The following is a 23,068-nucleotide window of genomic DNA, read 5'->3' as shown; positions in this document are numbered from 1 at the left end:
AGTTTTAAAGGACGTTTATGGATTACCCGACATCCGACACAGAAGCCCGGCTGGCCGACGGCAAATTCACCGACGGTGACGTGACTGCATCGCCAGTTGTACCGCCATCAAAGAACAGCGCTACGTATCAGAACATGGTGTTTGACGAGCTGTTGAACGTCATCACAGCAGGCGGCCTGACACCGTCTGATCAGTCTGTGACTCAGCTGATCACGGCCATTAACAACGTCATCGCCAGCGCGATCGGCACCAACAATACGAACTATGTCGACGATCAGGTCGATACGCTGGCGCAAGCGACACAAGATGCGCTGGATCTCAAAAGTGATGATGGTCATACACATCTGTTCTCAGCGCTGACAAACGGTGAAAGCGCGGTTCTGTCTCTTGTTCGCGGCATTCGGATTCCGGCGGCCTTTGCCGCAGATGGCAGCTGGACACACAAACCCGTTTCCAGCTGGTCTGTGGTTAAAAACGCCACTGGCGATTACACATTGTCGTTTGGCACCAGTTACAGCAGCTACCTGATTTCAACCGCTAGCGTCACGGTGGCTGCCTGGGTACAGCAAGACAGCAAGACGGCTACTGGCGTCAACATCAAAACCTATCGAGATGCCGACTCCGGTGGTACTGGTGACATCCTCGGTTATGACGCGGATGTGTTTTTCGAGGTTATCCTGCTGTGAGTATGGCGATCAGCCATTACCAGCGCCAATTGCTGGCACTGCTGCCTCTGGGGCCTGCATGGCCCCGTGAGCCAGACAGCACGCTGGGTAAGTTAATGGGCGGGCTGGCTGAAGAATACGCCCGTGTCGACGCCATGCTGGACGACATTGCAGCAGAGTCACTGCCAAGCCATATCACTCAGTTGATCGACGAATGGGAAGCGGAATATGGGTTGCAAGATGACAGCACCGACGTTGCAATAACGTTGCAAGACCGTCGCAACGCGGTTGTTCAAAAGTACCAGCAGTATGGTTCCCAGTCTCGTGAATTCCTGATCGCCATGGCTGCTGCCCTGGGATTTGAGATCACGATTACTGAGTATTCCGAAACGACATTCGGCGGCAATTTCGGCGGGTATTTTTATGGCACAGACTGGGCGTTTGTTGTGCAGGCAAGCGTTCATGTCGTTAATGCAAACGCTGCATCAGTCGCTCGGCTCGAACAGATGCTGCGCCGTCTGATCCACGTTCACAAAGTGCTGATCAGCAACCGCTCAGAAACCAATTATTTGGCGGTTAATGGCGCGCTCATCAACTACGCAGGCGAACCCGTCGCCGTTACGTTCAACTCAACAAATCCTGTGGATGGTTAATATGTCAGCTCTTATCCAGATTTCATTCGGCTCGGAAGAGCCGGTGCAGTACCAAAAACCCATTTTTATCACATCCATCCTACTGGTTTCTGGTAAACGCCTGGCGTTTAACGGCCGCACGGTTTCATTCGGAGGTCAATAATGGCTGATCAAGAATATTTTGAACTGACGGATTCTGCACAAACTCCGATCCGTGATCACCAAGCTGGTGATAAGGCCATGGTGATCAACGGTGGCGAAGTTGCGCTAGTTGATCAAGACTCAGTGCAAGCTGCCATGGCCGAAAAATTTGACACGTTGCAGGCTCAGATTCAGGGAAGACTGGCGTTTGAAACCCTGGCCGATCTGCAGGCCAGTGGTGCGCCAGCATCGGGAGAGTCGGCAGAGGTTTTGCTGGATGGTAGCAATAATGGAATTTACATGTTCATCGATGGGGGTTGGGTTAAAAGCGATTTTGGCCAGCCTGCAGCCATCTCAAAAATATCACTCGACGGGAAATCGATCAGGTTTTACGAGAGAAACGGACTGTCTCCGGAAAAATTGTCAAGTTCGGGCGTGCTGTGGCAGTCAAAAACCGGTATGCCAGTTTTTATGGGTGCAAACACATCATTCGGTTTTAAATTAAAAATTCCTTTTTATGCAACAGCTGAAAATCGTGCGTTCAAAATAATGGGCACTGGAAAATATCCAGCCGGATTCTATTTTGCGTTCTACGGACAGCATTTCAACAGTGCGATCAATGCCAAAAAACTTAAATTTTACGTGAGGGTATCCGGTTCTGTTCAGCCGATTCAGATTTTAACTGATGAAATTGACTCGGAGGATGTACAAATTGTTGTTGTCGATGATGGGCAAGAAATACATCTGTATGTAATCGATGCACAAAACGGCGGCATAATTTCTGCCACGTCTGCTACAGGAACAACGGCCGGAGGGATCACCTCACTCAGCGGAGACGGTTTCCTGATTGGTGGATCAGGAAATGCAGGAATTTTGACCGGTTACGATGAGCCAAACGGCCTATGGCCTGGGTCGATATCTGATGTCTTTATGCTAAGTAGCGCGCTGTCCGAGGCGCAGCTAGCTGACATCGTTGTGGCTGATACGCAGCGATGGCTGACTGACAATGCGCCAGCTGATGTACGGTTTTACCGCAGCCTTGCTGGCATAGATGGGTGTAAAAATTCCGGCGATTTTGTCGATTCATCGGCTGACACAGAAATCATCGGACGAGTTTATTCAGGTTCATCTATCGGTCGATGCGGATCTGAATTTTGGCTAAACGAAAAGCCGGTTGGATTTATCGCTGGCATTTCAGGGCCGTCAGCCAGCTCGGCAGAGATGATGCTGGATTGCATGACTGATGGTGCAATCGCTGGAGTGCTCGAATGCCAAGTGCTGGATGCTGACGGCTATGCACTGACATCCTGGATGGCCGCAGCAACTCTGAGCTCTGGAAACACAACAGCAACTGCGAGAGTGCGATTGCCGGTTACAAATAAATGGCTGGCGATCGATTTCCGTTGTGGATCGTCATCGCTGATGCATCGCAATCCAGTCGCAGCAGGCGTAAAAATCCAATTGATCGGCCAAAGCCAAATGGTAATTTTTTCAAATTCTACTGACCTCGGCATCACTCAAAACGCAATTCCAGCGTCATTGTGCCGGTTGAATTCGCCAACCGGATATGAAACTCTGCCGAGCCTGATAAGAGTCGACGATCAGGCGGTTTCTGACGGAATCGCAGCGATGCTCACTCACTGGTCAGCGAAAAATTCTATTCCGGTTTGTATAATCGCAGACTGTGTTGCTGGCACTGGAGTTGACCAGTGGCTGGATGATGCAGATCCTGCGCGACAGTGGCAGCTCAGTGCTGACATGACAATGCTGGCTGGACGAGACGTGAGCGCCTACGTTTGGGCTTGGGTGACGAACAATCAGCATGCTGCCGCTGATTACATGTCAAAAATATTCCAACCACTTCTGGATGGAAAGGCGACTGGATCAGATGCAGAGAGCGCAAGAGAAATTGCAGTTGTAGATCACACATTGTTTGATGGCACGTTCAGATCGTGTCGTGATTTCATCATCATGCCAGCAACAGGGCATAGAACCACGTCAGGCGGGCCATTCGATGCAGACTCTGGATACGCAAATGTATCGTTAGCACGTGATTCACAAGCACTTTGGGCTGACGTGAATGGCATTGTAGGACCATTCACGTCAGATATTGAAATCGCAAATGGCGGAATCGCAAATTCTGGTGGTCCGCATCAGAATCCGGATTCATGGCGTGGTAATCCACGCATTGGCGTGAGGATTGCTGAGGCTCTCTGTCGCTGGAATCGTTCCAGCACGTCAAAAAATCCTGTGATTGATAGATTTGTTTTTACAGACTCAGGAAAAACCTCGATCAACATGATTGTCATGATGCCGAACTATGGTCATTTGCAAACAGATGGCAGCGAAAGCGTTACAGGAATCGAACTGAGTGCAGATGGTGGCGCAACATGGTCGCGATCTGGTTTCGCAGCAGCAATCGTTGCCAGTGACACAGTCAGAATAAGCAAAGTGTCCGGTTCTTGGTCAGATGGTCTCCTGGCCAGGTATCAATTCGGTGGGCCCTGGTCGTATGGGACAGCAGTTGATGAGATTAGCCAAATAACTGGATGCCTGTATGATGGGACGAACATCGACGGGTCAGATTTTGGCGACTTGCTGGGCATCCCAGTATCCGGTTCCAGCGAGTTTTTTACAGTTCGCAGTGTCTAAAAACATACCGCCAATTGTCTAAAAACTTTTTGCGCGCTACAGTAATAGCTTTGGATGCCCCGGACTTGTCTATTCTTTAGGGGACATCTATTTAATCCGGTGCTCACTCTGGGCCACCGGATGGTTTCGAATCACGAAGCCGACTTGCAGGCCTGACGGGTCAAGTCAAAAGTCGGCGACACCGAGTCGAGATCATCCGGCAGCCCCCGAAGGGCGCGGGTTGCCGCCGTCCAGTGCGGTGTTGACGAATTTGAAAAGGACGCGTCATTTCGCTGCATTCGTCGCCTTGCCCTGAACAACGGCAACACTCGCGCAGAGCCGTGCAGGATTAAATAGATGTCCCCTTTAAGTTGGTGTCGACGTGTCTGGTTTATGTTTGATAAAAATAACTTGGACGGTGAGATTAATAGTATGCTTCAGGAACACAAAAGTTACATAATCAAGGAAACTGCTATAAACTCCGTTGTCAGTGGGTTGCTTAGTGTGTTTTTTGCGTGGATGCTATTTTCCAATGTGGAAAGTATTGAGTTATGGGGTACGTCAGGGCTTGCAGCGGATTTTGTTCCGCAAACCTTTGTCATTACACTAATGAGTGTGCTTGCGTTGGGTTTTATTACTCGTAAACGTGTAGCTTCTGGCAGTGTTTTACCGTTGGAAAATGGAAAATCCATGCTACCAGGTAATATTATTATACGGTCTTTGTTCGTAGCGGTTGTGGTTACTATTGTTTCGGCCCCCGTTGCTATTTTTATTTTATCCATTGCATGGAACGATTCAATGACCCTGAGCAGTATCTATCTTGTTAAAGGTTTCTACGGTTTTATGATTGCGATGGCAGTAACCCCCACTGCTTTACGAACTGCACTTGCGGACAAAACAAAATAAATATTGCTGGAAATGGCAGGTCGTGGTTTTTCAGAAATTTCCCCTTATTTGTCAGCCTGAATTTATAAAACTTCTATATCGACCTAAAAGAGAGTCGTGGTCAGGAACACTTGAAACTCCCCTTCCATTAGAGGGAAGGGGCGGATTGCCTTCTGCATACGAGTGTTGCAGTTATTAGTTGAATTTAGGGATTGATGAATAGTCCATAAAAGATATTTTTTTGAAAATTCTTTATGTTATTTAAAAAGCCAGGAGCGTTTAATATGAATAAAATAGTTGTTAATGGTGCCTCGGGCACATTGGGGAAACTGGTTGTTTCCGAATTGCTGAAAACGGTTGCGCCAGAAAACCTGACACTTATTACAAGAAGCCCGGATAAACTATCTGATCTGGCGGCGAAGGGGGTGTGCGTTTGTCGTGGAGATTACCGTGATCCTGAATCATTGGAAGCGGCTTATGCAGGGAATGATACCATGCTGTTAATTAGCAGTATTATGGTCGGTAGACGAGTCCAAGAGCACCGTAATGCGATAGAATCAGCTAAAAAATCAGGTATTAAACACATTGTTTATACCTCAGTTGCGGGTGTTCACCCTGGTAATCCGACAGTTTCTGCTGGCGACCATATTGAAAGTGAACGTGATCTGATTGAATCAGGTTTAAGTTATACGATCTTCCGAGACCAAACCTACTCGGAAATGTTCACGCCGATGGCACAGAGTGCATTAATGGGAGGGGTATGGTACCAAGTTGGCGATAAAGGTAAAATTGCTCCAGTATCAAGACAAGATATAGCACGCTGTGCCGCTGTCTGTTTGCAAGAGCCGACAAAACACTATCGGGTTACCTACGAACTTACTGGCCCTGACCTTCTTGGTTTTAGAGAAATTTCACGCATGTTTTCAACACTATACGACCGCCCAATTCAATATGAAATACTCACGCCAGATGAAATGCATGAGAAATTTGCCAGTTGGGGTATTGGTCGCGATGTTCAGGAAGATGCAACAAACCCTGGTGTGTTTTGGGGTTCTGATGAACTGGTGAGTGCGTATGTTGCGTTTGACGAGGGTTACCATAACATTCTTTCTCACCATGTAGAGTTTATTACGGGCCAAAAGCCTGTGTCTTTACAACAGCTAATTGAAGAAGATAAGGCGGCTCTTTAGTAATGGGCGCATCTATAAATGACTGTGCTCGACATTGCGACGTTAAAAATCGACTGAAAATGCTCATTTATCACTTATAAACTGCGCTTTTTCGTCGATTTTTGCCTTGTCCTTTCATCGCTCGCTACATTTTTAGATGTACCCTGATGGTGAAAATACCAAACAGGTTGTTAAATTTCGCCCGCTTTCAAATTCATCAGCCAGGATATTTCACGAGGATAGCTACAAAAACGGCGGTATCCCTTATGGTTTTTGTTGTTTAGCTCCAAAGAGATGACCGTCGTGACAATATGCGACCTGAATGCCATCCCGTTTTCTTCCTCTCAAGCCTTGCCAAATTGCCGCCAGTATTGACGGTGGTGATATGACCCCTTATTCCTTGTTGCTGCTGTGTGACGTCATCGGCAAGACGAGTATGGCCAAAAAATCTCGGCGCAAACTCATCGTTGTGCCCGAAAAGCTGCAAGCAGTCGTTAGATGTCCCCCATAGGCTAATTTTTTTGAGACCACCACAAGCAAGAACGCTGGATCAGCGTTAGGCAACTACTTGTGAAACGCCCGGCAAAGCCGATGGGAAGTCGTTGTTATGTCGGCTGGGAGCATGGTGGCTAGCCCTACCTTGATTCACTTTCTGACGCTGAAATCCCGTCCCCCGCCAGCTTTGCTCCCTCATATCCCACTTGCCGCCAGGCTTCAAACACCACCACTGCGACGCTATTCGACAGGTTGAGGCTGCGGCTGTCCGGCAGCATTGGCAGTCTTAGCCAGTGTGCTGGCGGAAACTGTCGCAGTACCTCGGCTGGCAAGCCACGGGTTTCTGGCCCGAACATAAAATAGTCGTTTGGCTGCAGGGCAGCGGATGAATGCACCGTACTGCCCTTGGTGGTGAATGGAAACAGCCGCGCTGGCTGTGCCTGTTGCAAAAAGTGTTCAAAGCTGGGGTAGGTTTTGACGCAGGCAAATTCGTGGTAATCCAGTCCGGCGCGGCGCAGCGCTTTTTCTTCCATGTTGAATCCCAGTGGCTCGATCAGGTGCAACTGGCAGCCGGTGTTGGCGCACAGGCGAATGATATTGCCGGTATTGGGTGGAATTTCCGGCTCAAACAAAACGATATGAAACATGCAGTTATCCGGCGAACAAGCGGTCGGGCAGTATAGGTTTTCACCCCCTTGATCACCAGTGATGCTGGCAAACAGGTGATGGGTAACCACCGGGCACAGGTTCAGGGCTGAACCGGCAAACGCCAAAATCCTGTCTACACTGACAGTATTCAACAACTGGACTGACAATCTATGCGCTGGCCTTGGCAATCACGATCCGACATTGGCACCGGTTATATCGGTATCGCTTTGCATCCATCGGGTGCGTTGGCAGCGGTGGCCAGTGGCGTGGTGTCGGCAGACGGTGGGCGCAAGGTGCTGGGCCATTGTTTTCAGCCATTGGCTGACTGGCAGGCGCTGGGTGTCTGGGCACGTCAGCTGCCCTGTCGGCGTGTACGTGTTGTGCTGGTATTGCCGAGTGATGGTTATCAGCTACAGCTGCTGGATGCGCTTCCGGTGGCAGACAGTGAGCTTGCCGATGCCATGCGTTTCCGCTTGGGCGAGCTGGCGGATGTACCGCTGGAACAATTACTGGTGCAGGCGTTTCGGTTGCCAGAAGACGCCTATCGCGGACGCCAGAACATGGCGTTTGTGGCGATGTCGCCACGGGATTCGGTGCAGACGCTGGTGAATCAGTGCCGCGAGCAACAGTTGCGCATAGAGGCCGTGACGATTACTGAGCTGGCTTTACTTGGCCTGCTGGAACCGCTGGAGCCAGAAACCAGTATTGCCATTCTGGAGCTGGAAAAAGACAACGGCCGGTTGCTGATCTACAGCCAGGGAGCACTGTATTTACGCCGCGATCTGCAAACCGGAGCGGCAGCCCTGACAACAGAATTAGCGCAACTGGACAACAATAGCGAGTTGACCGTTGCTGGCTCATGGTCTGACAGCCTGTCAGTCGGCGAGTCAGCACCAGCGGCGGGCGGTTTTCAGCGGCTGGATACGCTGGCGCTGGAAATCCAGCGTTCGCTGGACTATTTCGACAGTCAACAGGGTATGGGTGTGGTGGGGCAGTTGTGGCTGGTGGCTGCGATCGACGAGCTTGACGACAGTTTGCTACTGGCGCTGGAACAGCGTCTTGCCATGCCCTGTCGCCGTTTGTCGTTAGGCCACTGGATTGAAAGTGATGGTAACGCGCTGACAGCCAGTGCTCTGGGGGCTGCCTGGCTGGCGCTGGATCCGTTCTGGCGGGAGGCCGTTTAATGAGTTGGCAAGCCCGTCAGCGGGTCAATTTTTACCTGCCCGAATTTCAACCGGTGCGTTTGCCGCCTGCCTTTCGGCAGCTGCTTCGACAGTTGCTGGTACCGCTGGGTTTATTGGTGCTGGTCGTGGTCGGGCTGGCATTGGAGTGGCGTTATAACCAGTCGCGGTTACAGCAACAACAACAGGTGGTGGTTCTGCGTCAGGGCGATATTAGCCGCCAACACCAGCGTTTGCGTATGCCGGAAGCGGACGCTGCCCTGCAGCAGCAAATAACACACAGCAAACAACGTTTGCAGCAGAGCCAGCAACGGCTGGCCTTGCTAACACAGATTGAACGGCACAGTCGTCTGCCGGACGGTTCACAGTCGTTCCTGCCGTTGCTGTCCCAGCTGGGCAGTGTGTCGTCGAATAACGTCTGGCTGGCAGAGATTGCCATCCGCGATCAGGGCCAGCAGATCGCCTTGTCCGGGCAGGTGCGCGAGCCGGTGGCGGTGTCCCGTTATCTGGCACAACTCGGTTTACTGCCGGCCTATCAGCAACGGCGTTTTCAGCGAATTGGCATTACCGGGCAAGCGCCGGGGTTCGGTTTTGTTCTGGATACCCGAGCAGCGAAACCCGGCAGGCGTGCATCGGTATTGCCCATCATCCGGGAGGAACAGCCATGAGCAGGATGGCGGGCTGGACAGAAAACTGGCAGGAACACGCGCTGGTTGTGCAACTGGCTACGCAACTGCAGCAGCTGGCACCGCGAGAATTACGGCTGCTGTCCATCACTCTGATGGTGTTACTGCTACTGGCAGGCTGGGTATGTATCGACCCTTTATGGCAACAACGGCAGCAACAGCAACAACTGTTGGCAGGCTCACAGCAGGCAATAGCGGATTTGGATCGGGAGTTGGCTGCTTTACAACAGCTGCAACCGCAGGATCCTAATCAGGCACTGGCACGTCGTCTGGAGCGTCTGCAGCAACAACAGCGGGCGCTGGACCAGATGACCGACAATCTTTCCGACCAGTTAGTGGCACCCAGGCAGATGGTGGCATTACTGGAGCCGGTGTTGCAGCAAACGCCGGAGCTGGTCTTGCTGTCACTGGAAAATCTGCCGCCCGAACCGGTTGCTGATTCGCTTTCACTTGCTGCGCCAATCACGACATCACTCTCTGCGGTACAGGCTGCAGCAGTACCGGCTGGTGCCAATGCCACGACCGCATCGATTCTGCCAATTGCCGAGGCACCGTTGCTCTGGAAACACAGTTTCAGGATTCGCTTACAGGCCACCTGGCGTGGCGCCAATCATTACCTGCGTCTGCTGGATACCAGTCCTGGCCGGATTTATTGGCAGTCACTGGACTACCGTCTGCAAGAGCATCCCTGGGGAGAGCTGTCGCTGACAGTGTTCACCCTGAGTACACAAGCGGAGGTGGTGGGTGGATAGTCTTTTTTTGCGAGTCATTCTGGGGGGAGCACTTACCGCTGTCATGACGGTACAGGCAGATTCGGATCCAACCCGGCCACCGGCCTGGGCCAGTAATGAATCCCGTCACCCCGTCGAGTTTGTAACCGCTGAGCCACTGGTGTTGCAACAACTGCAGTTGGGCCGTCAGGCGGTGGTGGTGATTAACAATCAGTTGCTCTCCAGTGGCGATCGTATCCAGGGTTATCGGTTAATACGCATTGATACGGAGGGCGTGCTATTGCGATCAGCCACCGACACTCAACGGCTGACGCTGGTTAACAGCGCCCTGCGCTCCCAACCGCGCCAGCACAAGACGACCACTGAAGGAAACCAATCACAATGACGGGGTCTCTGAGAATTCACCAGCAACGACGGCTACTTGGGCTGTTGCTTGCAGTATTCACCGGGTTGGTGTCGCTGGCTGGCTGCAGCCAGACGCCACTGCAACCACCATCGGCTGCCGCTGAACCGCTGCTGCAGGTCGCGGCAGCGGCAGAAGTTGTGGATCAACGGGCGCTGTCCGCAGACTCTAATACGGGTGCGGGTGCGGGTGCTGACCTGATGGCGAGTACAACCGCTGACAAGGCGAAGGCTAACGCTGCGGTTGAGCGCTTTGATGTCATCGCAGATAACACCCCGGTCGCGGTATTTTTTAACAGCCTGGTGCATGGCACAGGGGTCAATCTGGTCTTGCACCCGGAGGTGAAAGGGCTGATTTCGCTGCATTTACAACAGGTAACCCTGCGGGAAACACTGGAAGCAGTACGGGATATTCATGGCTATGATTTTATCGAAACCCGTTATGGTGTGAAGGTTTTGCCGCGTCAGCAGCAAACCCGGATTTATCCGATTGATTACCTCAATGTGAGCCGCAATGGCCGTTCTGGCATGCAAGTCAGCAGTGGCCAGGTGTCCAATGTTGAACGTAATGGCGGCAGTGGATCTAACGTTTCAGGTTCCGGCAGTCGGACAGTGAACTCCAGCGAAGTTGAAACGGCGTCCCGAGCGGATTTCTGGCAACAACTGGGTTCCACCCTGCAACTGCTGATACAGGGTGAGGAGGGTGCACAAGTGGTCGTCGATGCTCATGCCGGTCTGGCGATTGTTCGCGCCATGCCATCGACTCAGACAGCGGTCGAGGCGTATTTGCGCCAGGCCGAGATCAGCATTCGCAAACAAGTGCTGATCGAAACCAAAATTCTTGAAATCACCCTGAACGATGGTTTTCAGGCTGGCATCGACTGGAACACGCTGGCCGCCACTAGCAGCCGTAACTCGGTCACCGCCGGGCAGGCTGGTGTGGGGCTGGACAATGCCGATCGTATTGGCGGTATTTTTTCGCTCAACTTGAGTATGGGTGATTTCACCGGCGCGGTGGAGTTGTTGCAGACCCAGGGTGATGTCCGGGTGTTGTCGAGTCCGCGTATTGCCACTGTGAACAACCAGAAAGCCGTTATCAAAGTGGGGTCGGACGAGTTTTTTGTTACCGAAGTCAGTACCACCACCACGACCTCGACTACCAGCAGCACCCAAAGCCCCGACATTGAACTGACGCCCTTTTTCTCTGGTATCGCACTGGATGTCACCCCTCAGATCAGCAATGGGCAAGAAGTGATCCTGCATGTGCACCCGACCGTGACCGAGGTGGAAGAGCGGGTCAAAACCATTGAGCTGGGGAGCGAGGAATTTAACCTGCCGCTGGCCTACAGCACCGTACGCGAGACCGATTCCATTATTCGGGCGCAGTCCGGTCAGGTAGTGGTGATTGGCGGTCTGATGCAAAACCGCAAGGTCACGACCGAAGCGCGAGTACCGTTACTCGGTGATATTCCCCTGCTGGGCTGGCTGTTCCGCCAGCAGCGGCAGGAAAGTGTGCAAAGCGAGCTGGTCATTCTGATTCAGCCGCACATCGTGGACGGAGCCATTCCGGTGGAAGAAATTGGTGAAATCAATCGCCGTTTCTCCACCCTGGTACCGTCCGTATCTACTCCCGGAGGACCAACACCATGAACCATCAATGGTATACAAAAGGGTCAGTTGTAACTGCACCCGCCGAGACGCATGAATTGCGTACTCGTCCGCGTAGCCATGCGCTGCGCGATACTCCGGAAAGGGAACTTCCAATTAAAGATGCACTGCTGGTATTAGCAGGTGCCATGCTGATTATGCTTGGCATTGCGCTGCTGACTGGCTGGCTGATTGACGCCAGTAACGAGCACTTGCGGCAAACGGCAGCCATAACAACCTCGTCTGCAGCCACTGCGCAAGGGGCTGTGGCGGTGTTAAAACCGCAACCTCCGGCCAGTGATCTGACGTTGCTGCAGGCACCGGTGCCACATGATTCTGTGGCAGAAAGCTATTCGGCCAGCGAGCATTAGGCCAGGAGTGGCAACTTGATGGATACCTCGAAAAAGATCCGCATCGGTGATCTGCTGCTGGAGCGCCAGCTGATCACCGCTAGCCAGTTGCAACAGGCACTGGCGGAACAAAAGCGTTCGGGCAAGAAGCTCGGGCGCGCCATCACCGATCTTGGCTTTTTAGCGGAAGAACAGCTGTTGGGGACATTGGCCGAGTGTTTCCATTTTCCTTTTATCGAACTGTCCCGTTTTCGTATTGATGCGGCACTGGTGCAGCGCCTGCCCGAGCGGCAGGCAAGGCGTTATCGCGCCATTCTCTTGGCCGAAGAAGGTGGCGGCTATCGAGTGGGTATGGCGGATCCAACCGATTTGATGCTGGTGGACGAATTACAACGGGCACTGGGTAGGCCGGTACTGCCCGCTTTTGTACGTGAGCAGGAATTACTGACCTTGCTGGACAGCCTCTACCGGCGGCAGGAACAAATTGCGTCGATTGCCGGTGAGCTGGAAGGCGAACTGCAAGCCAGCGATTTTGACATAGACCAGATGGCGCTGGACTCCGATTCCAGCGATGCGCCAGTGGTGCGACTGTTACAAAACCTGTTTGAAGATGCGGTGCAGGTGAAAGCCTCGGATATTCATATCGAGCCGGAAGAAACCCTGCTGCGTATTCGTTTGCGCATCGATGGTGATTTGCAAGAACAAATCATGAAAGAAAAACGGGTGGCATCGGCTCTGGTGTCGCGCCTGAAAATCATGTCGGGGCTGGATATCTCGGAAAAACGCCTGCCTCAGGATGGCCGTTTTAATATTCGTGTATCCAACAAAAGCATCGATGTCCGTTTGTCGACCATGCCGGTGCCATTTGGCGAATCGGTGGTGATGCGTCTGCTGGATCAGAGCGGCGGTTTGCTCGACATTGAACGGCTGGGGATGCCAGCGCCATTACGGCAGCGTTTTTGCCATCTGATCCAGCGTCCTCACGGGCTGATTCTGGTCACCGGGCCGACAGGGAGTGGCAAAACCACCACTCTGTATGCGGCACTGAATTTGCTCAACCGGCCAGAGAAAAAAATCATCACAGCGGAAGATCCGGTGGAATACCGATTACCCCGTATCAATCAGGTACAGATCAACAGCAAGGTCGGGCTGGAGTTTGCCACGGTGCTGCGCGCTGCCTTGCGGCAGGATCCCGATATTGTTCTGGTGGGTGAAATGCGTGATCAGGAAACCGCCGAAATCGGTCTGCGAGCAGCCATGACCGGCCATATGGTGCTGTCGACATTACACACCAACGACGCTGCTTCCAGTGCCATGCGGCTGCTCGATATGGGCGTGGATACCTATCTGGTGGCGTCATCGCTGCGCGCCGTGGTAGCACAGCGATTGATTAAAAGACTCTGCCCGAATTGTATTCAGCCGCAGCCGCTACAAGAGCAGCAACGTGCCTGGCTGAACGCCATGGAAGCTGGAGCCGCAGACCACTCTTATCGCAGTGGCCATGGCTGCCACCAGTGCCATAACACCGGTTATCAGGGACGGGTCGGTATCTATGAACTGCTTGAAATACGTGGCCCGCTGATCACCGCATTACGTGACAATAATGCCAACGCCTTTGCTGAAGCCGCCGCCCGGCAGCCGGATTTTCGGCCACTGGGGCTGGTTGCGCTGGACTATGCCCGCCAGGGATGGACATCGCTGGAAGAAGTATTCCGGGTTTCTGCCACCCTTGATGAGGCCAATGGTTGATGCCGGGTTATGACTATCGAGGCCGCGATGGCCGTGGACAAGCGGTCACGGGTCAGGTGCAGGCCGCAGATCAGCAAAGTGCCGCGACGCAGCTGCAACGGCAGGGGATTCTGGTACTGGGGCTGAATGCCCGACCAGCCAGCCGCGATCGCGAGGCTATGCCACTCTGGCATTCCCGTCGTATCCGACTGGCTGAAAAAATTATTTTTACTCGCCAATTGCTGGCACTGACCCGTGCCGGAGTGCCCATTATTCGGGCCTTGAATGGCCTGGCCGAATCGTCTCCCAATGTCGAAATAAAACGTATCGTGGCGGATATTTCCCGCACCCTGACCTCCGGCGGCGATTTGACGTCGGCCTTCCGGCAGCATCCCAAGGTGTTTTCGCCGATTTATATCAACATGCTGCACATCGGTGAAACAACCGGACGCATGCCAGAAGCCTTCAAAGCCCTGGTAGGACACCTGGAAATGGAACAGGAAACCTCCAAACGGCTTCAGTCTGCGTTGCGTTACCCGATGTTGGTGCTGATGTCGATGGTGTCAGCCATCAGCATTGTCACACTGTACGTCATTCCGAACTTTATCCCGGTGTTTGAAAATATGGGCTCGGAGCTGCCATTGGCGACCCGTGTGCTGATTGCCAGCTCAGAGTTTGCAACCAACTACAGCTCCATGATCGCCCTGAGCGTGATCTCGCTGGTGGTCGCCGCCTGGCAATACCAGCAAACCCCGGACGGCGGCGTGTATTGGGATGCGTTAAAGCTGCGGCTGCCGATCTTTGGCTCTTTGTTCCGGCGCATGGCACTGGCGCGCTTTGCCCGCTCACTGGCGATGATGATGTCGGCCGGAGTACCTATTTTACGCTGCCTGGCGATTGTGTCGGACAGTGTCGGTAACCGTCATGTTGGTCGGGCGATCCGTTTGATGCAGACCGGAGTGGAACGCGGCGACCAGTTAACCCGCACTGCCGCCAGTTCCGGGCTGTTTACCCCGCTGGTGTTACAAATGATGGCGGTGGGCGAAGAGACCGGTTCGATCGACCAGCTGATGAACGACGTGGCGGATTTTTACGAGGAAGAAATCGATTACGAGCTGAAACAGCTGGCGGACGCGGTGGAACCCTTGATGTTGGTGCTGATGGGCATTCTGGTACTGATACTGGCGCTGGGTGTATTTTTACCGATCTGGGAGCTGGGCGCAGCGGCGCGAGGAGCAGCAGCGGGGTAGCCCGTAAATATAGACCACCGTCCATGTGGTGGATGACACCTGGAACCAATACACCCACCCACCCACCCGGCCCCGGCCTGAGGGAGCGGGACGATCAGATTGAAATGGCCCCTGAACGCCGTAGAAGGCGGCTTGCCGATGATGATTCAGTGTTGCGGATAGGCACCATCGGCCCCAGGGGATCTCCAATCTGACGGTGAGTGTTAGCGAGCGACCCAGCCACCATCCAGCACCATGGTCTGGCCGGTGATGTTTTTGGCTGCCGGGCTGGCCAGGAAAGCAACGGTGCCGGCAATTTCGGAGATGTCGATAAATTGCTTTTTCGGCATTGGTTCGAGCATGATTTTGTTGATCACTTCTTCTTCCGTAATGCCGTTTTCTTTGGCCTGGGAAGCAATCTGCTTTTCAACCAACGGTGTTTTGACGTACGACGGACAGATGGTGTTGACGGTGATGTCGGTATCGCCAGTTTCCAGTGCCAGTGTCTTGGAAAAACCAATCAGGCCGTGTTTGGCGGCGACATAGGCGGATTTGTAGGGCGATGCGACCAGGCTGTGAATCGAGCCAATGTTGATGATGCGCCCAAAACCTTGTGCTCGCATAGCCGGTAATAGCGCTCGCGACAACATGGCGGGGCCAACCAGCATCACATCAATCAGCAATTTCCAGCGATCGGCAGGGAAGTCTTCCAGGCGGGAAACAAATTGCAACCCGGCATTATTGACCACCACGTTGATCGGGTCGTCGGTAAAGTGGGCTGCCAGGGCATCGATTGCGGTGATGTCGGACATATCGGCGGCGACTGCTGTCGCGTTGATCCCTTCTTCTCTCAGTTGAACCAGACCTTTGTCCAGGGCTTCCTGACTGATGTCAGAAATCACGATGCGGGCGCCTTGTTTGCCCAGCTGTTCGGCAATGCCCAGGCCGATACCACTGGCCCCGCCAGTAATAAGAATGTGCAGGTTGTTCATGTGGGTCTAGCCTCCTGTCCTTTCGGTTTTGGTTTTGACTATAACAAGCGTTCTGACCACAGAGTATCCATCTTTGTTACGAGTGCGCGGGTAATCTGTTTGCCGCTGGCCGTGGTGATTGCCGCTGGCCGTGGTGATTGCCGCTGGCCGTGGTGATTGCCGCTGGCCGTGGTGATTGCGGCTGGCGTAGCAAGGGTATGGTCGTTTTATGGCTTGTCATACTGACACAAATCAGGCTGTGAAATTCTGAAAACCTGCCAGTCATTCGTCGGTAAGTGGCGCTGGTGGCGTCATTTTTCCGTATTTTTTCCCGTGTTTTGTTGTGGTTCAGGGCTGCTCTGTGTCTTTTCGTAAGAGCGCGGGCAATCACGATGCTGTGATCTATGGTTAGGAGGAACAGATCAATTAATCCTCGCTGTCTCGTGTGTGCCGTAGCCCTGCTGCGGTCGTAACCTGACAGTCAGGCAGATGTCACGCAGGAGTGATGTATGAAACGTGTTTCCGGTTTTACCCTGATCGAGCTGATCATGGTGATTGTGATTTTGGGTGTATTGTCGGCGTTCGCCTTGCCACGGTTTGCGGATCTCGGTGGTGATGCCCGACTGGCTAGCCTTAATGCGCTGGCAGGTACGCTACGCTCGTCGTCCAATATTGCCCATGCCCAGCAGTTGGCGGATGGCAATTCCGGCTCGTCGTCCGTGACTCTGGATGGTCAGGTAGTGACGATGGCTTCTGGCTATCCGACTGCCGACGCGGCCGGGGTTGTTGCTTCCGCGCAGATTTCCGATTACGCCACCTCAGACGTAGCGGGTGCCACGATTACCACTTTGCAGTTTGATCTGGTACCGGCCAAAACCAACTGTTATGCCCGTTACGAAGCAGCCGATGGTTCGACCAATATCACCCCGGTCGTTTCAGTGGTTGCTACCGGCTGTTGATGCCTGGTGGCTGCCGGGCGGCAGAACGGTTATTCGCTGATTGAACTGATATTGGTACTGGTGCTGGCCGGGGTGTTGTCTGCTGCTGCGGTCGGCATCTTTGCCAGCCGCGACAGCTATGATCGCCGTGTCATTGTTGATCACTGGCTGGGGGTCTTTCAGCAGGCGCGTCAGGTATCGCTGTCGCGCTCCAGTGATGCGGCGGTGGCGTTGGTGATTTCTCAGTTGGGTGATCAGTGGCTCGCCAGTTTGTCTGCTGATCAGGGTGTGGTGCTGTCGCAGACGCTGGAACGTGGCGGCCTGTCATTGTTGATCGGCCGCCGTCTGGCGGCTGGCTGCAGCGATTTGCCGTCCTTGCCGACAACGATTCTGTTTGATGGTAATGGTCAGCTGGTGCCCTATCAGCCGTTGCAGCTCTGTGTGCTTTCCTCTCCGCCTATTCAACTCTGTGTCAGTGCCTCGGGATACGCCTATGAAGGGGCATGTTTGTGAACGGCCATATGGCTGAGTCGGGTCGTTATGTGGCAGCGGGCTTCAGTCTGATTGAGACCGTTATTACCCTGGTGATTCTTGCGATTGCGCTGACGGCGGTTACGCGCAGTATCAGTTTTGGGGTGGGGCAGAGTGCCAATCCGCTGTGGCAGACCCGCGCCGTGCAGTTGGCACAATCCTATCTGGATGACGCTTTGGCGCTGCACTTTCAGCAGGACAGCCCATTGGGTGGCGGCAGTGTTGGTCGTTGCGTGATTGATGGGCCAGAGGGTGGTGAGTCGGGGCGTAGCGATTTTGATGATGTGGACGATTTTCATGGTTTGAGCGAACAAGGCCGGTTTCTGGATGGCGCTTTGCTGGCTGCCGTGGCGCTGTATCAGGTGGATGTGCAGGTGAGTTGCCAGGATGGCGTTGGCAACGTCAGTAGTCGCAGCAAACTGATTCAGGTGACGGTCAGCGGGCCGGACAATCAGCGCTTGCGGCTGTCGGCATTGCGGGGAAACTTCTGATGCCACGGCGCTGCATGGCTGTGGGTGTTGGCGGCTTTACGCTGATCGAAATGATTATGGTGATTGTGATCACTGGCATTATTGGGCTGGTCAGTACCCGGTTTATAAGTCTGTCGGTGCTGGGCTGGCTCGATACCTCTTCCCGTTCAATGTGGGCCAGCAATGCCAGTGCGACAGCGGAACAGATCATCCGCGATATTCGCCTGGCGCTGCCAAACAGTGTACGGCGTTTTGAAAATAACGGTTCTTCCTGTCTGGAGCTGGTGCCGGTGCTCGGTAGTAGTGACTATCTCACGTTGCCGCTGGGGCTGGCTGGCACTGTGATGCAAGTGGTGGAGTTCCCCGGCCTACGTTCGGGTGATACGGGGTATGTGGCCGTTTATCCGGTCGGCAGTGAGGTTATTTACGGTGCGGCAGGCAGCGAACCTGGTTCGGCACTTTCATCCTCTATGGCGACCTTGGGGTTGGTACAGAATCATCGTCAAACATTGGTGTTCAGCCAGAACGAACGCTTTCTTACCGACTCTCCTCAGCGTCGCGTCTATCTGGTGGATACGCCCGTGGCCTACTGTGAGGACGCTGGCGGGCGCATCTGGCGCTATCGCGGCTATGGTTTTGCTGCAGACAGCAGTCAGTTGCTGCCAGCTACCGATGCCACGTTGATGCTGGACAGTCTGCTGCCAGGGTCGCTGGAGTTCGGTTTGCTGGCATCTGGAGTGCAACGTAATGCGGTGGTCAGCGTCCGTTTTACTACCTTGCGCTCTGTCCGCGATGGCAATGCAGCGGGCAGTGCCGGAGAACGTCAGTCGATTACTCGGGAGGTGCGTCTGCTTCATGTACCCTGACGCCGGGAGGCTTGTCCCATCAGTTGTTGTCTCCACTATCGGTACGCGAAGTGCCGGACAAAGTGCCGGGCAAAGTGCTGGCCGGGCGTGGCCAGCCAGCCAGGGAATGGGGTTACCGATGGCGCTGTTTATCTTGCTGATACTCAGCATGGTCGGTCTGGCGGTACAACGTATAACCAGTACGACTGCGCAGCAGTACAGCCAGACGGTGTCGGCGGCACGGGCTTATCTGGCGGCTTACAGTGGTGCCCAACTGGTGTTGCCTGACGCGCTGTCTGCTTCCCCCTGTCAATGTACCCTGGCCCGGCAGAAGATTGAGTTCGGGGTATCCGGCTTGTCTGGCTGCCAGGTGACGGTTGAGTGCAGCCGGTTTGTGGTGGATACCGATACCTATTGCACCCTGACCAGCCAGTCATTGTGTGATGGGGGAAATGCCAGCCGGACGCTGGAGGTACGGGTTAAATGATCATCCTGTGGCGCTGGTTGTTGTGTTGCTTGCTGCTGAGTGGCTCGAACACCTGGGCACAACTGCCGGAACCGGTGGTGCATTATCAGCTGGACGAAAGTGGCTACAGCGGCAGCGCGGGAGAAGTCCGTGATCGTGGCACCGCCGGGTTGCATGGACGAGCGTTTAACGGTATTACCAGCAGCGAGCTGTCGCCAGCCATCCGTGGCACGCCGGGCACGTGTCGCTATAGCCAGTTTGATGGGGTTGATGACTATATTGAAGTCAGTGATGCCGCTGCGCTGGATCTGGCCGCCGCCGTCAGTGTCGGTGCCTGGATACGGTTGGATGCGTTCCCCGCAGATCTGGCACCGGTGGTGTCGAAGGATGAAAACTACGAATTTCACATCAACTCAACGGGGCGGGTGTATTGGTGGTGGCGCGATTCGCGGGGTCATACCCGTTCGCTGACCAGCTCTGGTGGCGTCGTGTTGGGTGAGTGGGCGCATGTGGCTATCAGCTATCGTGACGGCAATCAGGTTCTTTTTCTGAATGGTGTTGTGGTGGCCAGCAGTTCGTTTTCCGGGTTGTTGATGGAAAATAACGATCCCTTGCAAATCGGCGCTGATCAGAACTTTCATGGCCGATATTTACATGGGGCCATTGACGAGGTAGCTGTGTTTGCTTCTGCCCTGAGCCAGAACCAGGTGTTGGAGCTGATGCAACAAACCCATCCTTGTGGTGCCTTGAACAGCTGCTCTGCCAGCTTTGTTGATGGTCTGGCCAGTCATAATGGCGGGCGGATTTACTTCGGTAGAAATGCACAGTTGTTTAATAGCCCCTCCAATGTGTTGTCTGCCGGCCGTGTCTACGCCTACCCTAATACCTCGGCCCGTAGCTGTGTAACCGTCGCCTGTCGTAGTAATGGCTTATCGGCCCCTGTCATTGAGGCGCCGGAGTTTTTGTCGATTGATTTTGATGGTCGGGATAAAGACAGGAGTCGGAGGCATCGTCCAGGGAGTGAATATGTTGCAGATGGTTCATCTGTCACCCTCGGCCCGTTAACGACTCAATTCAACCGGGTGTCGGTGGGTCGTGCTGCCACACTGACCTTTGCTGGCGGTGCCAGCGACTACCGTATCGGCAACCTGCAGCTGTCCGACAACACGGTACTGCATCTGGCACCCGGCAATTACTGGATCGATAACCTGAACGTTGGTAATCATGTGCGCTGGGTGGTGGATGGCAAGCGCAGTGTGCGAATTTACGCTCGTCAGACGGTGAATATCGGCAGCGGGTTCGTCGCCAATTCGCCGGATTCTGGGTCTGGGGATGCCAGTCGGTTGTTTTTGTTTGGTTATGGCGACGTTAATATCGGTGCTCAGAGTCGCTTCAGCGGTCTGATTTACGCCAGGAGAAGTACTCAGTTGGGGCGCTCGGCCACACTGTACGGGGCGGTGACGGCGGCTAATATCAGGTTGCAACCTTATGTCCGCGTTTATTATTTGCAAGAGAGCGGGGCGGCAATGGACTTTGGTGATTTGTGTCCCGGTGCCAGCTGTGCTCTGGGTGGTTTTCAGATACAGCAACCGACATACGGCCTGGCGTGTCCATTCAGTCGTAGCGATGTCCGTATTCAGGCCCTGTGCGCTGATGGTGTGACCATCAAGACGGACTATGTCGGAACGCTGGCGCTGGGCAGTACCGAAGCCAGTAGCAGCCATTTTTTTGCCAGTGCCAGTGGCGATGACGCAATCAGCGACGTGACGCTGAGCGCAGAGCAAGCGGGCGAAACCAATGTGTCTCTGTTTCATGCAAACGAAAATACCCATCTGCGGGTTACGGTGACCGACCGGGAATCGGGTATTGCTGCGACGGCTGCCACTGGCACGGACATTCGAACCCAGGGATTTGCGCTGGCTGAGGCACCGGAAGATTTTATCTGCGGTGCCACTACCAGCCTGTCCCTGGTGGCGATTGGTGAAGACAGTGGCGGTAGACCGTGTCAGCAGTTAAGCGGATTTACCGGCATAAAAGCGCTGAAAAGCTGGTTTACCGTGAATAATGTGCCGCCACCTGCGGTGTCTCAGGCCCGGACGGTAGCGACAGCCTTGTTGCTCAATGGCCAGGGTATAAACGCCCAGCAGCAACCTGACCGCAGTAATCTGGAACTGATGTTTGTTCAGGGCCGGGCGGATTTGACGCTGGGGTATCTGAATACGGCGGAGCTTCTGGGGATTCACTTCCGCTATGACGCGGCTCCTTATAGCGACGCCGGTGAAGCCGCCAGCGCAGGTATTGGCTCTTTGAATGCCAGCACCGACCGGCTGCTTGTGCGCCCGGCAGCACTCACGCTGAACCTGGCAGACAACAACGGGCAGTGTCTGGCGGCAGATGCCAGCTGCAGTCCGTTTGTGGCTGCCGGGGCGTCTTTTTCCCAGACGCTCAGTGCCCGTTGTGCGGATGGCTCGCTGGCAACCGATTTTATCGGTGAGGTACTGCTTGGTAGCGAACGGCTGGCACCCGTTGCCGGGGTAGACGCAACACTGGCGATCAGCACGGTTGCTATCAGCGCGGCGGATGCCGGTGATCGAGTGCTGGATCAGCAGCTTGATGAGGTCGGGGTGTTTCGTTTCAACAGCCGTGCCAGTTACTTTGGCCAGACGGTTGCGGATTATAACAGCGAACCGGTCGGGCGTTTTTATCCCCATCACTTTGTGGCTCTGGATAGTGTCTTCAGCCAGGCCTGTGGGGCATTTACCTATATGGGGCAGGCCGGAATGTTGACGACTTTGAGGGTGCAGGCACGTAATACGAACAATGAAATCACCCGGAACTATCAGCAAGGTTTTGCCAGGGCATCGGCTTTTTGGGCGGCTGAAAATAATCAGGATGGCATCGATTTGTCGACTCGCTTGCAAGGTGGCAGTGCCCTGGTCTGGGATGCCGGGGAAGCGCTGGTGACTGATTCCCTGACGTTGCTGCGTCACCGTGATGGCGGTGTAACCCGCCCGGATGGCCCTTTTTCTGCCCTGGCGGTCGGGGTCGGGATCGATGATGGTGACGGTGGTTTGACCCCATTGCAGGGCATGAATATGAACCCGGCCAGTCGTGGTGCCAATGGTGAGGATTGTGTCGCGGCTGGTGGTTGTATTGCGCAGCAGCTGGGCACGGCGGATCTGCGCTTTGGGGTGCTGCAAATTGAAAATGCCTTTGGCCCGGAAGAGAGTCCGCTTGATCAGGCAGTGCATGTCTTGCAGTTTGATGGCTCTGGCTGGCCGGTCAATAGCGATGATAATTGCACGCCACTGGATGTGAGTGCCGCAGTCTACCGTGCCGATGCCGACAGTTGGAGCGGCAACCTGTCAGCAGCGGATACCTCGGCAATGTGGTGGCAGGATATTGAGAACGGAGAAGGCTGGATCCGGCACCTTCCGCCGGGTATGGGTCACAACGGCAGTGTGCGCTACCGCTATCAGGCACCGAGCTGGTTGTCAGGTGAGTTTGATGGTGATGGCGACTATAACGATGACTCGACGGCGTTGATCAGCTTTGGCCAGTTCCGAGGCAATGACCGGGTGATTTACTGGCGTGAGGCCGTACGATAGCCCGCTGTTTGGGCGGGCA

General features: G+C 54.2%; 22 protein-coding genes. 19 read left to right on the top strand and 3 right to left on the bottom strand.

From position 1 onward, the window contains the following. Window positions 1–17 precede the first annotated feature (17 nt). The 3 genes from WG929_RS03345 to WG929_RS03335 all read left to right on the top strand — a co-directional run bounded on the left by WG929_RS03345 (window position 18) and on the right by WG929_RS03335 (window position 4,090). A complete protein-coding gene (locus WG929_RS03345) occupies window positions 18–686 on the top strand; it encodes a hypothetical protein (protein ID WP_416204889.1) in 669 nt (222 codons plus the stop codon). A 2-nt stretch (window positions 687–688) separates the two neighbouring features. Beyond that, window positions 689–1,318 carry a putative phage tail protein gene (locus WG929_RS03340; protein ID WP_416205011.1) on the top strand — a complete coding sequence of 210 codons (630 nt, stop codon included), beginning with the start codon at window positions 689–691 and terminating at the stop codon, window positions 1,316–1,318. A gap of 141 nt (window positions 1,319–1,459) precedes the next feature. Continuing rightward, entirely contained in the window at window positions 1,460–4,090 is a 2,631-nt protein-coding gene (locus WG929_RS03335; RefSeq protein ID WP_416204888.1) for a hypothetical protein, read from the top strand. Between the two features lie 131 nt (window positions 4,091–4,221). On the opposite strand, the gene WG929_RS03330 is transcribed toward WG929_RS03335, so the two are convergent. Continuing rightward, a complete protein-coding gene (locus WG929_RS03330) occupies window positions 4,222–4,368 on the bottom strand; it encodes a hypothetical protein (RefSeq protein WP_416204887.1) in 147 nt (48 codons plus the stop codon). A 58-nt stretch (window positions 4,369–4,426) separates the two neighbouring features. On the opposite strand from WG929_RS03330, the gene WG929_RS03325 reads away from it, so the two are divergent. Both WG929_RS03325 and WG929_RS03320 read left to right on the top strand, forming a co-directional pair. Next, window positions 4,427–4,975 (top strand): hypothetical protein, encoded by a 549-nt coding sequence (locus tag WG929_RS03325; protein ID WP_416204886.1) that lies wholly within the window; start codon window positions 4,427–4,429, stop codon window positions 4,973–4,975. Window positions 4,976–5,238: 263 nt separating this feature from the next. After that, window positions 5,239–6,144 (top strand): SDR family oxidoreductase, encoded by a 906-nt coding sequence (locus tag WG929_RS03320; protein WP_416204885.1) that lies wholly within the window; start codon window positions 5,239–5,241, stop codon window positions 6,142–6,144. 614 nt (window positions 6,145–6,758) lie between these two features. Here WG929_RS03320 and trmL read toward each other — a convergent pair. Further along, a complete protein-coding gene (gene trmL, locus WG929_RS03315; RefSeq protein WP_416204884.1) occupies window positions 6,759–7,265 on the bottom strand; it encodes a tRNA (uridine(34)/cytosine(34)/5-carboxymethylaminomethyluridine(34)-2'-O)-methyltransferase TrmL in 507 nt (168 codons plus the stop codon). A 171-nt stretch (window positions 7,266–7,436) separates the two neighbouring features. Between trmL and WG929_RS03310 the strand changes: the two genes are divergently transcribed. Genes WG929_RS03310 through WG929_RS03275 form a run of 8 tightly spaced genes read left to right on the top strand, consistent with a single transcriptional unit; the run spans window position 7,437 to window position 15,241 of the window. Further along, window positions 7,437–8,450 (top strand): hypothetical protein, encoded by a 1,014-nt coding sequence (locus tag WG929_RS03310; protein WP_416204883.1) that lies wholly within the window; start codon window positions 7,437–7,439, stop codon window positions 8,448–8,450. Continuing rightward, a complete protein-coding gene (locus WG929_RS03305; RefSeq protein ID WP_416204882.1) occupies window positions 8,450–9,115 on the top strand; it encodes a hypothetical protein in 666 nt (221 codons plus the stop codon). Before WG929_RS03310 ends, WG929_RS03305 begins: the two co-directional genes overlap by 1 nt. Further along, window positions 9,112–9,885, top strand: a complete 774-nt coding sequence (locus WG929_RS03300) for a hypothetical protein (protein ID WP_416204881.1) — start codon at window positions 9,112–9,114, stop codon at window positions 9,883–9,885. The genes WG929_RS03305 and WG929_RS03300 overlap by 4 nt, the downstream gene beginning before the upstream one ends. Further along, a complete protein-coding gene (locus tag WG929_RS03295; protein WP_416204880.1) occupies window positions 9,878–10,249 on the top strand; it encodes a hypothetical protein in 372 nt (123 codons plus the stop codon). The genes WG929_RS03300 and WG929_RS03295 overlap by 8 nt, the downstream gene beginning before the upstream one ends. Then, window positions 10,246–11,916, top strand: a complete 1,671-nt coding sequence (gene mshL / locus WG929_RS03290; RefSeq protein ID WP_416204879.1) for a pilus (MSHA type) biogenesis protein MshL — start codon at window positions 10,246–10,248, stop codon at window positions 11,914–11,916. Before WG929_RS03295 ends, mshL begins: the two co-directional genes overlap by 4 nt. After that, window positions 11,913–12,284 carry a hypothetical protein gene (locus tag WG929_RS03285; RefSeq protein ID WP_416204878.1) on the top strand — a complete coding sequence of 124 codons (372 nt, stop codon included), beginning with the start codon at window positions 11,913–11,915 and terminating at the stop codon, window positions 12,282–12,284. The genes mshL and WG929_RS03285 overlap by 4 nt, the downstream gene beginning before the upstream one ends. Before the next feature lie 18 nt (window positions 12,285–12,302). Further along, window positions 12,303–14,012 (top strand): GspE/PulE family protein, encoded by a 1,710-nt coding sequence (locus WG929_RS03280; protein WP_416204877.1) that lies wholly within the window; start codon window positions 12,303–12,305, stop codon window positions 14,010–14,012. Beyond that, the gene (locus WG929_RS03275; protein WP_416204876.1) at window positions 14,012–15,241 is read left to right on the top strand and encodes a type II secretion system F family protein; all 1,230 of its coding nucleotides are present in this window, start codon (window positions 14,012–14,014) and stop codon (window positions 15,239–15,241) included. The genes WG929_RS03280 and WG929_RS03275 overlap by 1 nt, the downstream gene beginning before the upstream one ends. A 203-nt stretch (window positions 15,242–15,444) precedes the next feature. Here WG929_RS03275 and WG929_RS03270 read toward each other — a convergent pair whose 3' ends face one another. Continuing rightward, on the bottom strand, window positions 15,445–16,212 hold the full coding sequence (locus WG929_RS03270; protein WP_369855208.1) for a 3-hydroxybutyrate dehydrogenase: 768 nt from the start codon (window positions 16,210–16,212) through the stop codon (window positions 15,445–15,447). A gap of 488 nt (window positions 16,213–16,700) precedes the next feature. Here WG929_RS03270 and WG929_RS03265 point away from each other — a divergent pair, with 488 nt between their 5' ends. The 6 genes from WG929_RS03265 to WG929_RS03240 all read left to right on the top strand — a co-directional run bounded on the left by WG929_RS03265 (window position 16,701) and on the right by WG929_RS03240 (window position 23,049). Then, on the top strand, window positions 16,701–17,150 hold the full coding sequence (locus WG929_RS03265; protein ID WP_369855207.1) for a type II secretion system protein: 450 nt from the start codon (window positions 16,701–16,703) through the stop codon (window positions 17,148–17,150). A gap of 6 nt (window positions 17,151–17,156) precedes the next feature. After that, complete coding sequence (locus tag WG929_RS03260) at window positions 17,157–17,642, top strand: prepilin-type N-terminal cleavage/methylation domain-containing protein (RefSeq protein ID WP_416204875.1); 486 nt, start codon at window positions 17,157–17,159, stop codon at window positions 17,640–17,642. Further along, window positions 17,639–18,151, top strand: a complete 513-nt coding sequence (locus WG929_RS03255) for a type IV pilus modification PilV family protein (protein ID WP_416204874.1) — start codon at window positions 17,639–17,641, stop codon at window positions 18,149–18,151. Before WG929_RS03260 ends, WG929_RS03255 begins: the two co-directional genes overlap by 4 nt. Further along, window positions 18,151–18,996: a type II secretion system protein gene (locus WG929_RS03250; RefSeq protein WP_416204873.1), complete on the top strand. Its 846-nt coding sequence runs from the start codon at window positions 18,151–18,153 to the stop codon at window positions 18,994–18,996. Before WG929_RS03255 ends, WG929_RS03250 begins: the two co-directional genes overlap by 1 nt. Before the next feature lie 118 nt (window positions 18,997–19,114). Then, a complete protein-coding gene (locus WG929_RS03245) occupies window positions 19,115–19,462 on the top strand; it encodes a hypothetical protein (RefSeq protein ID WP_416204872.1) in 348 nt (115 codons plus the stop codon). Beyond that, window positions 19,459–23,049, top strand: a complete 3,591-nt coding sequence (locus tag WG929_RS03240; protein WP_416204871.1) for a LamG-like jellyroll fold domain-containing protein — start codon at window positions 19,459–19,461, stop codon at window positions 23,047–23,049. The genes WG929_RS03245 and WG929_RS03240 overlap by 4 nt, the downstream gene beginning before the upstream one ends. Window positions 23,050–23,068 lie beyond the last annotated feature (19 nt).

It is taken from the genome of Oceanobacter antarcticus, assembly GCF_044962685.1.
Classification (GTDB): Bacteria; Pseudomonadota; Gammaproteobacteria; order Pseudomonadales; family Oceanobacteraceae; genus Oceanobacter; species Oceanobacter antarcticus.
This window is presented reverse-complemented; position numbering and strand designations above follow the sequence as displayed.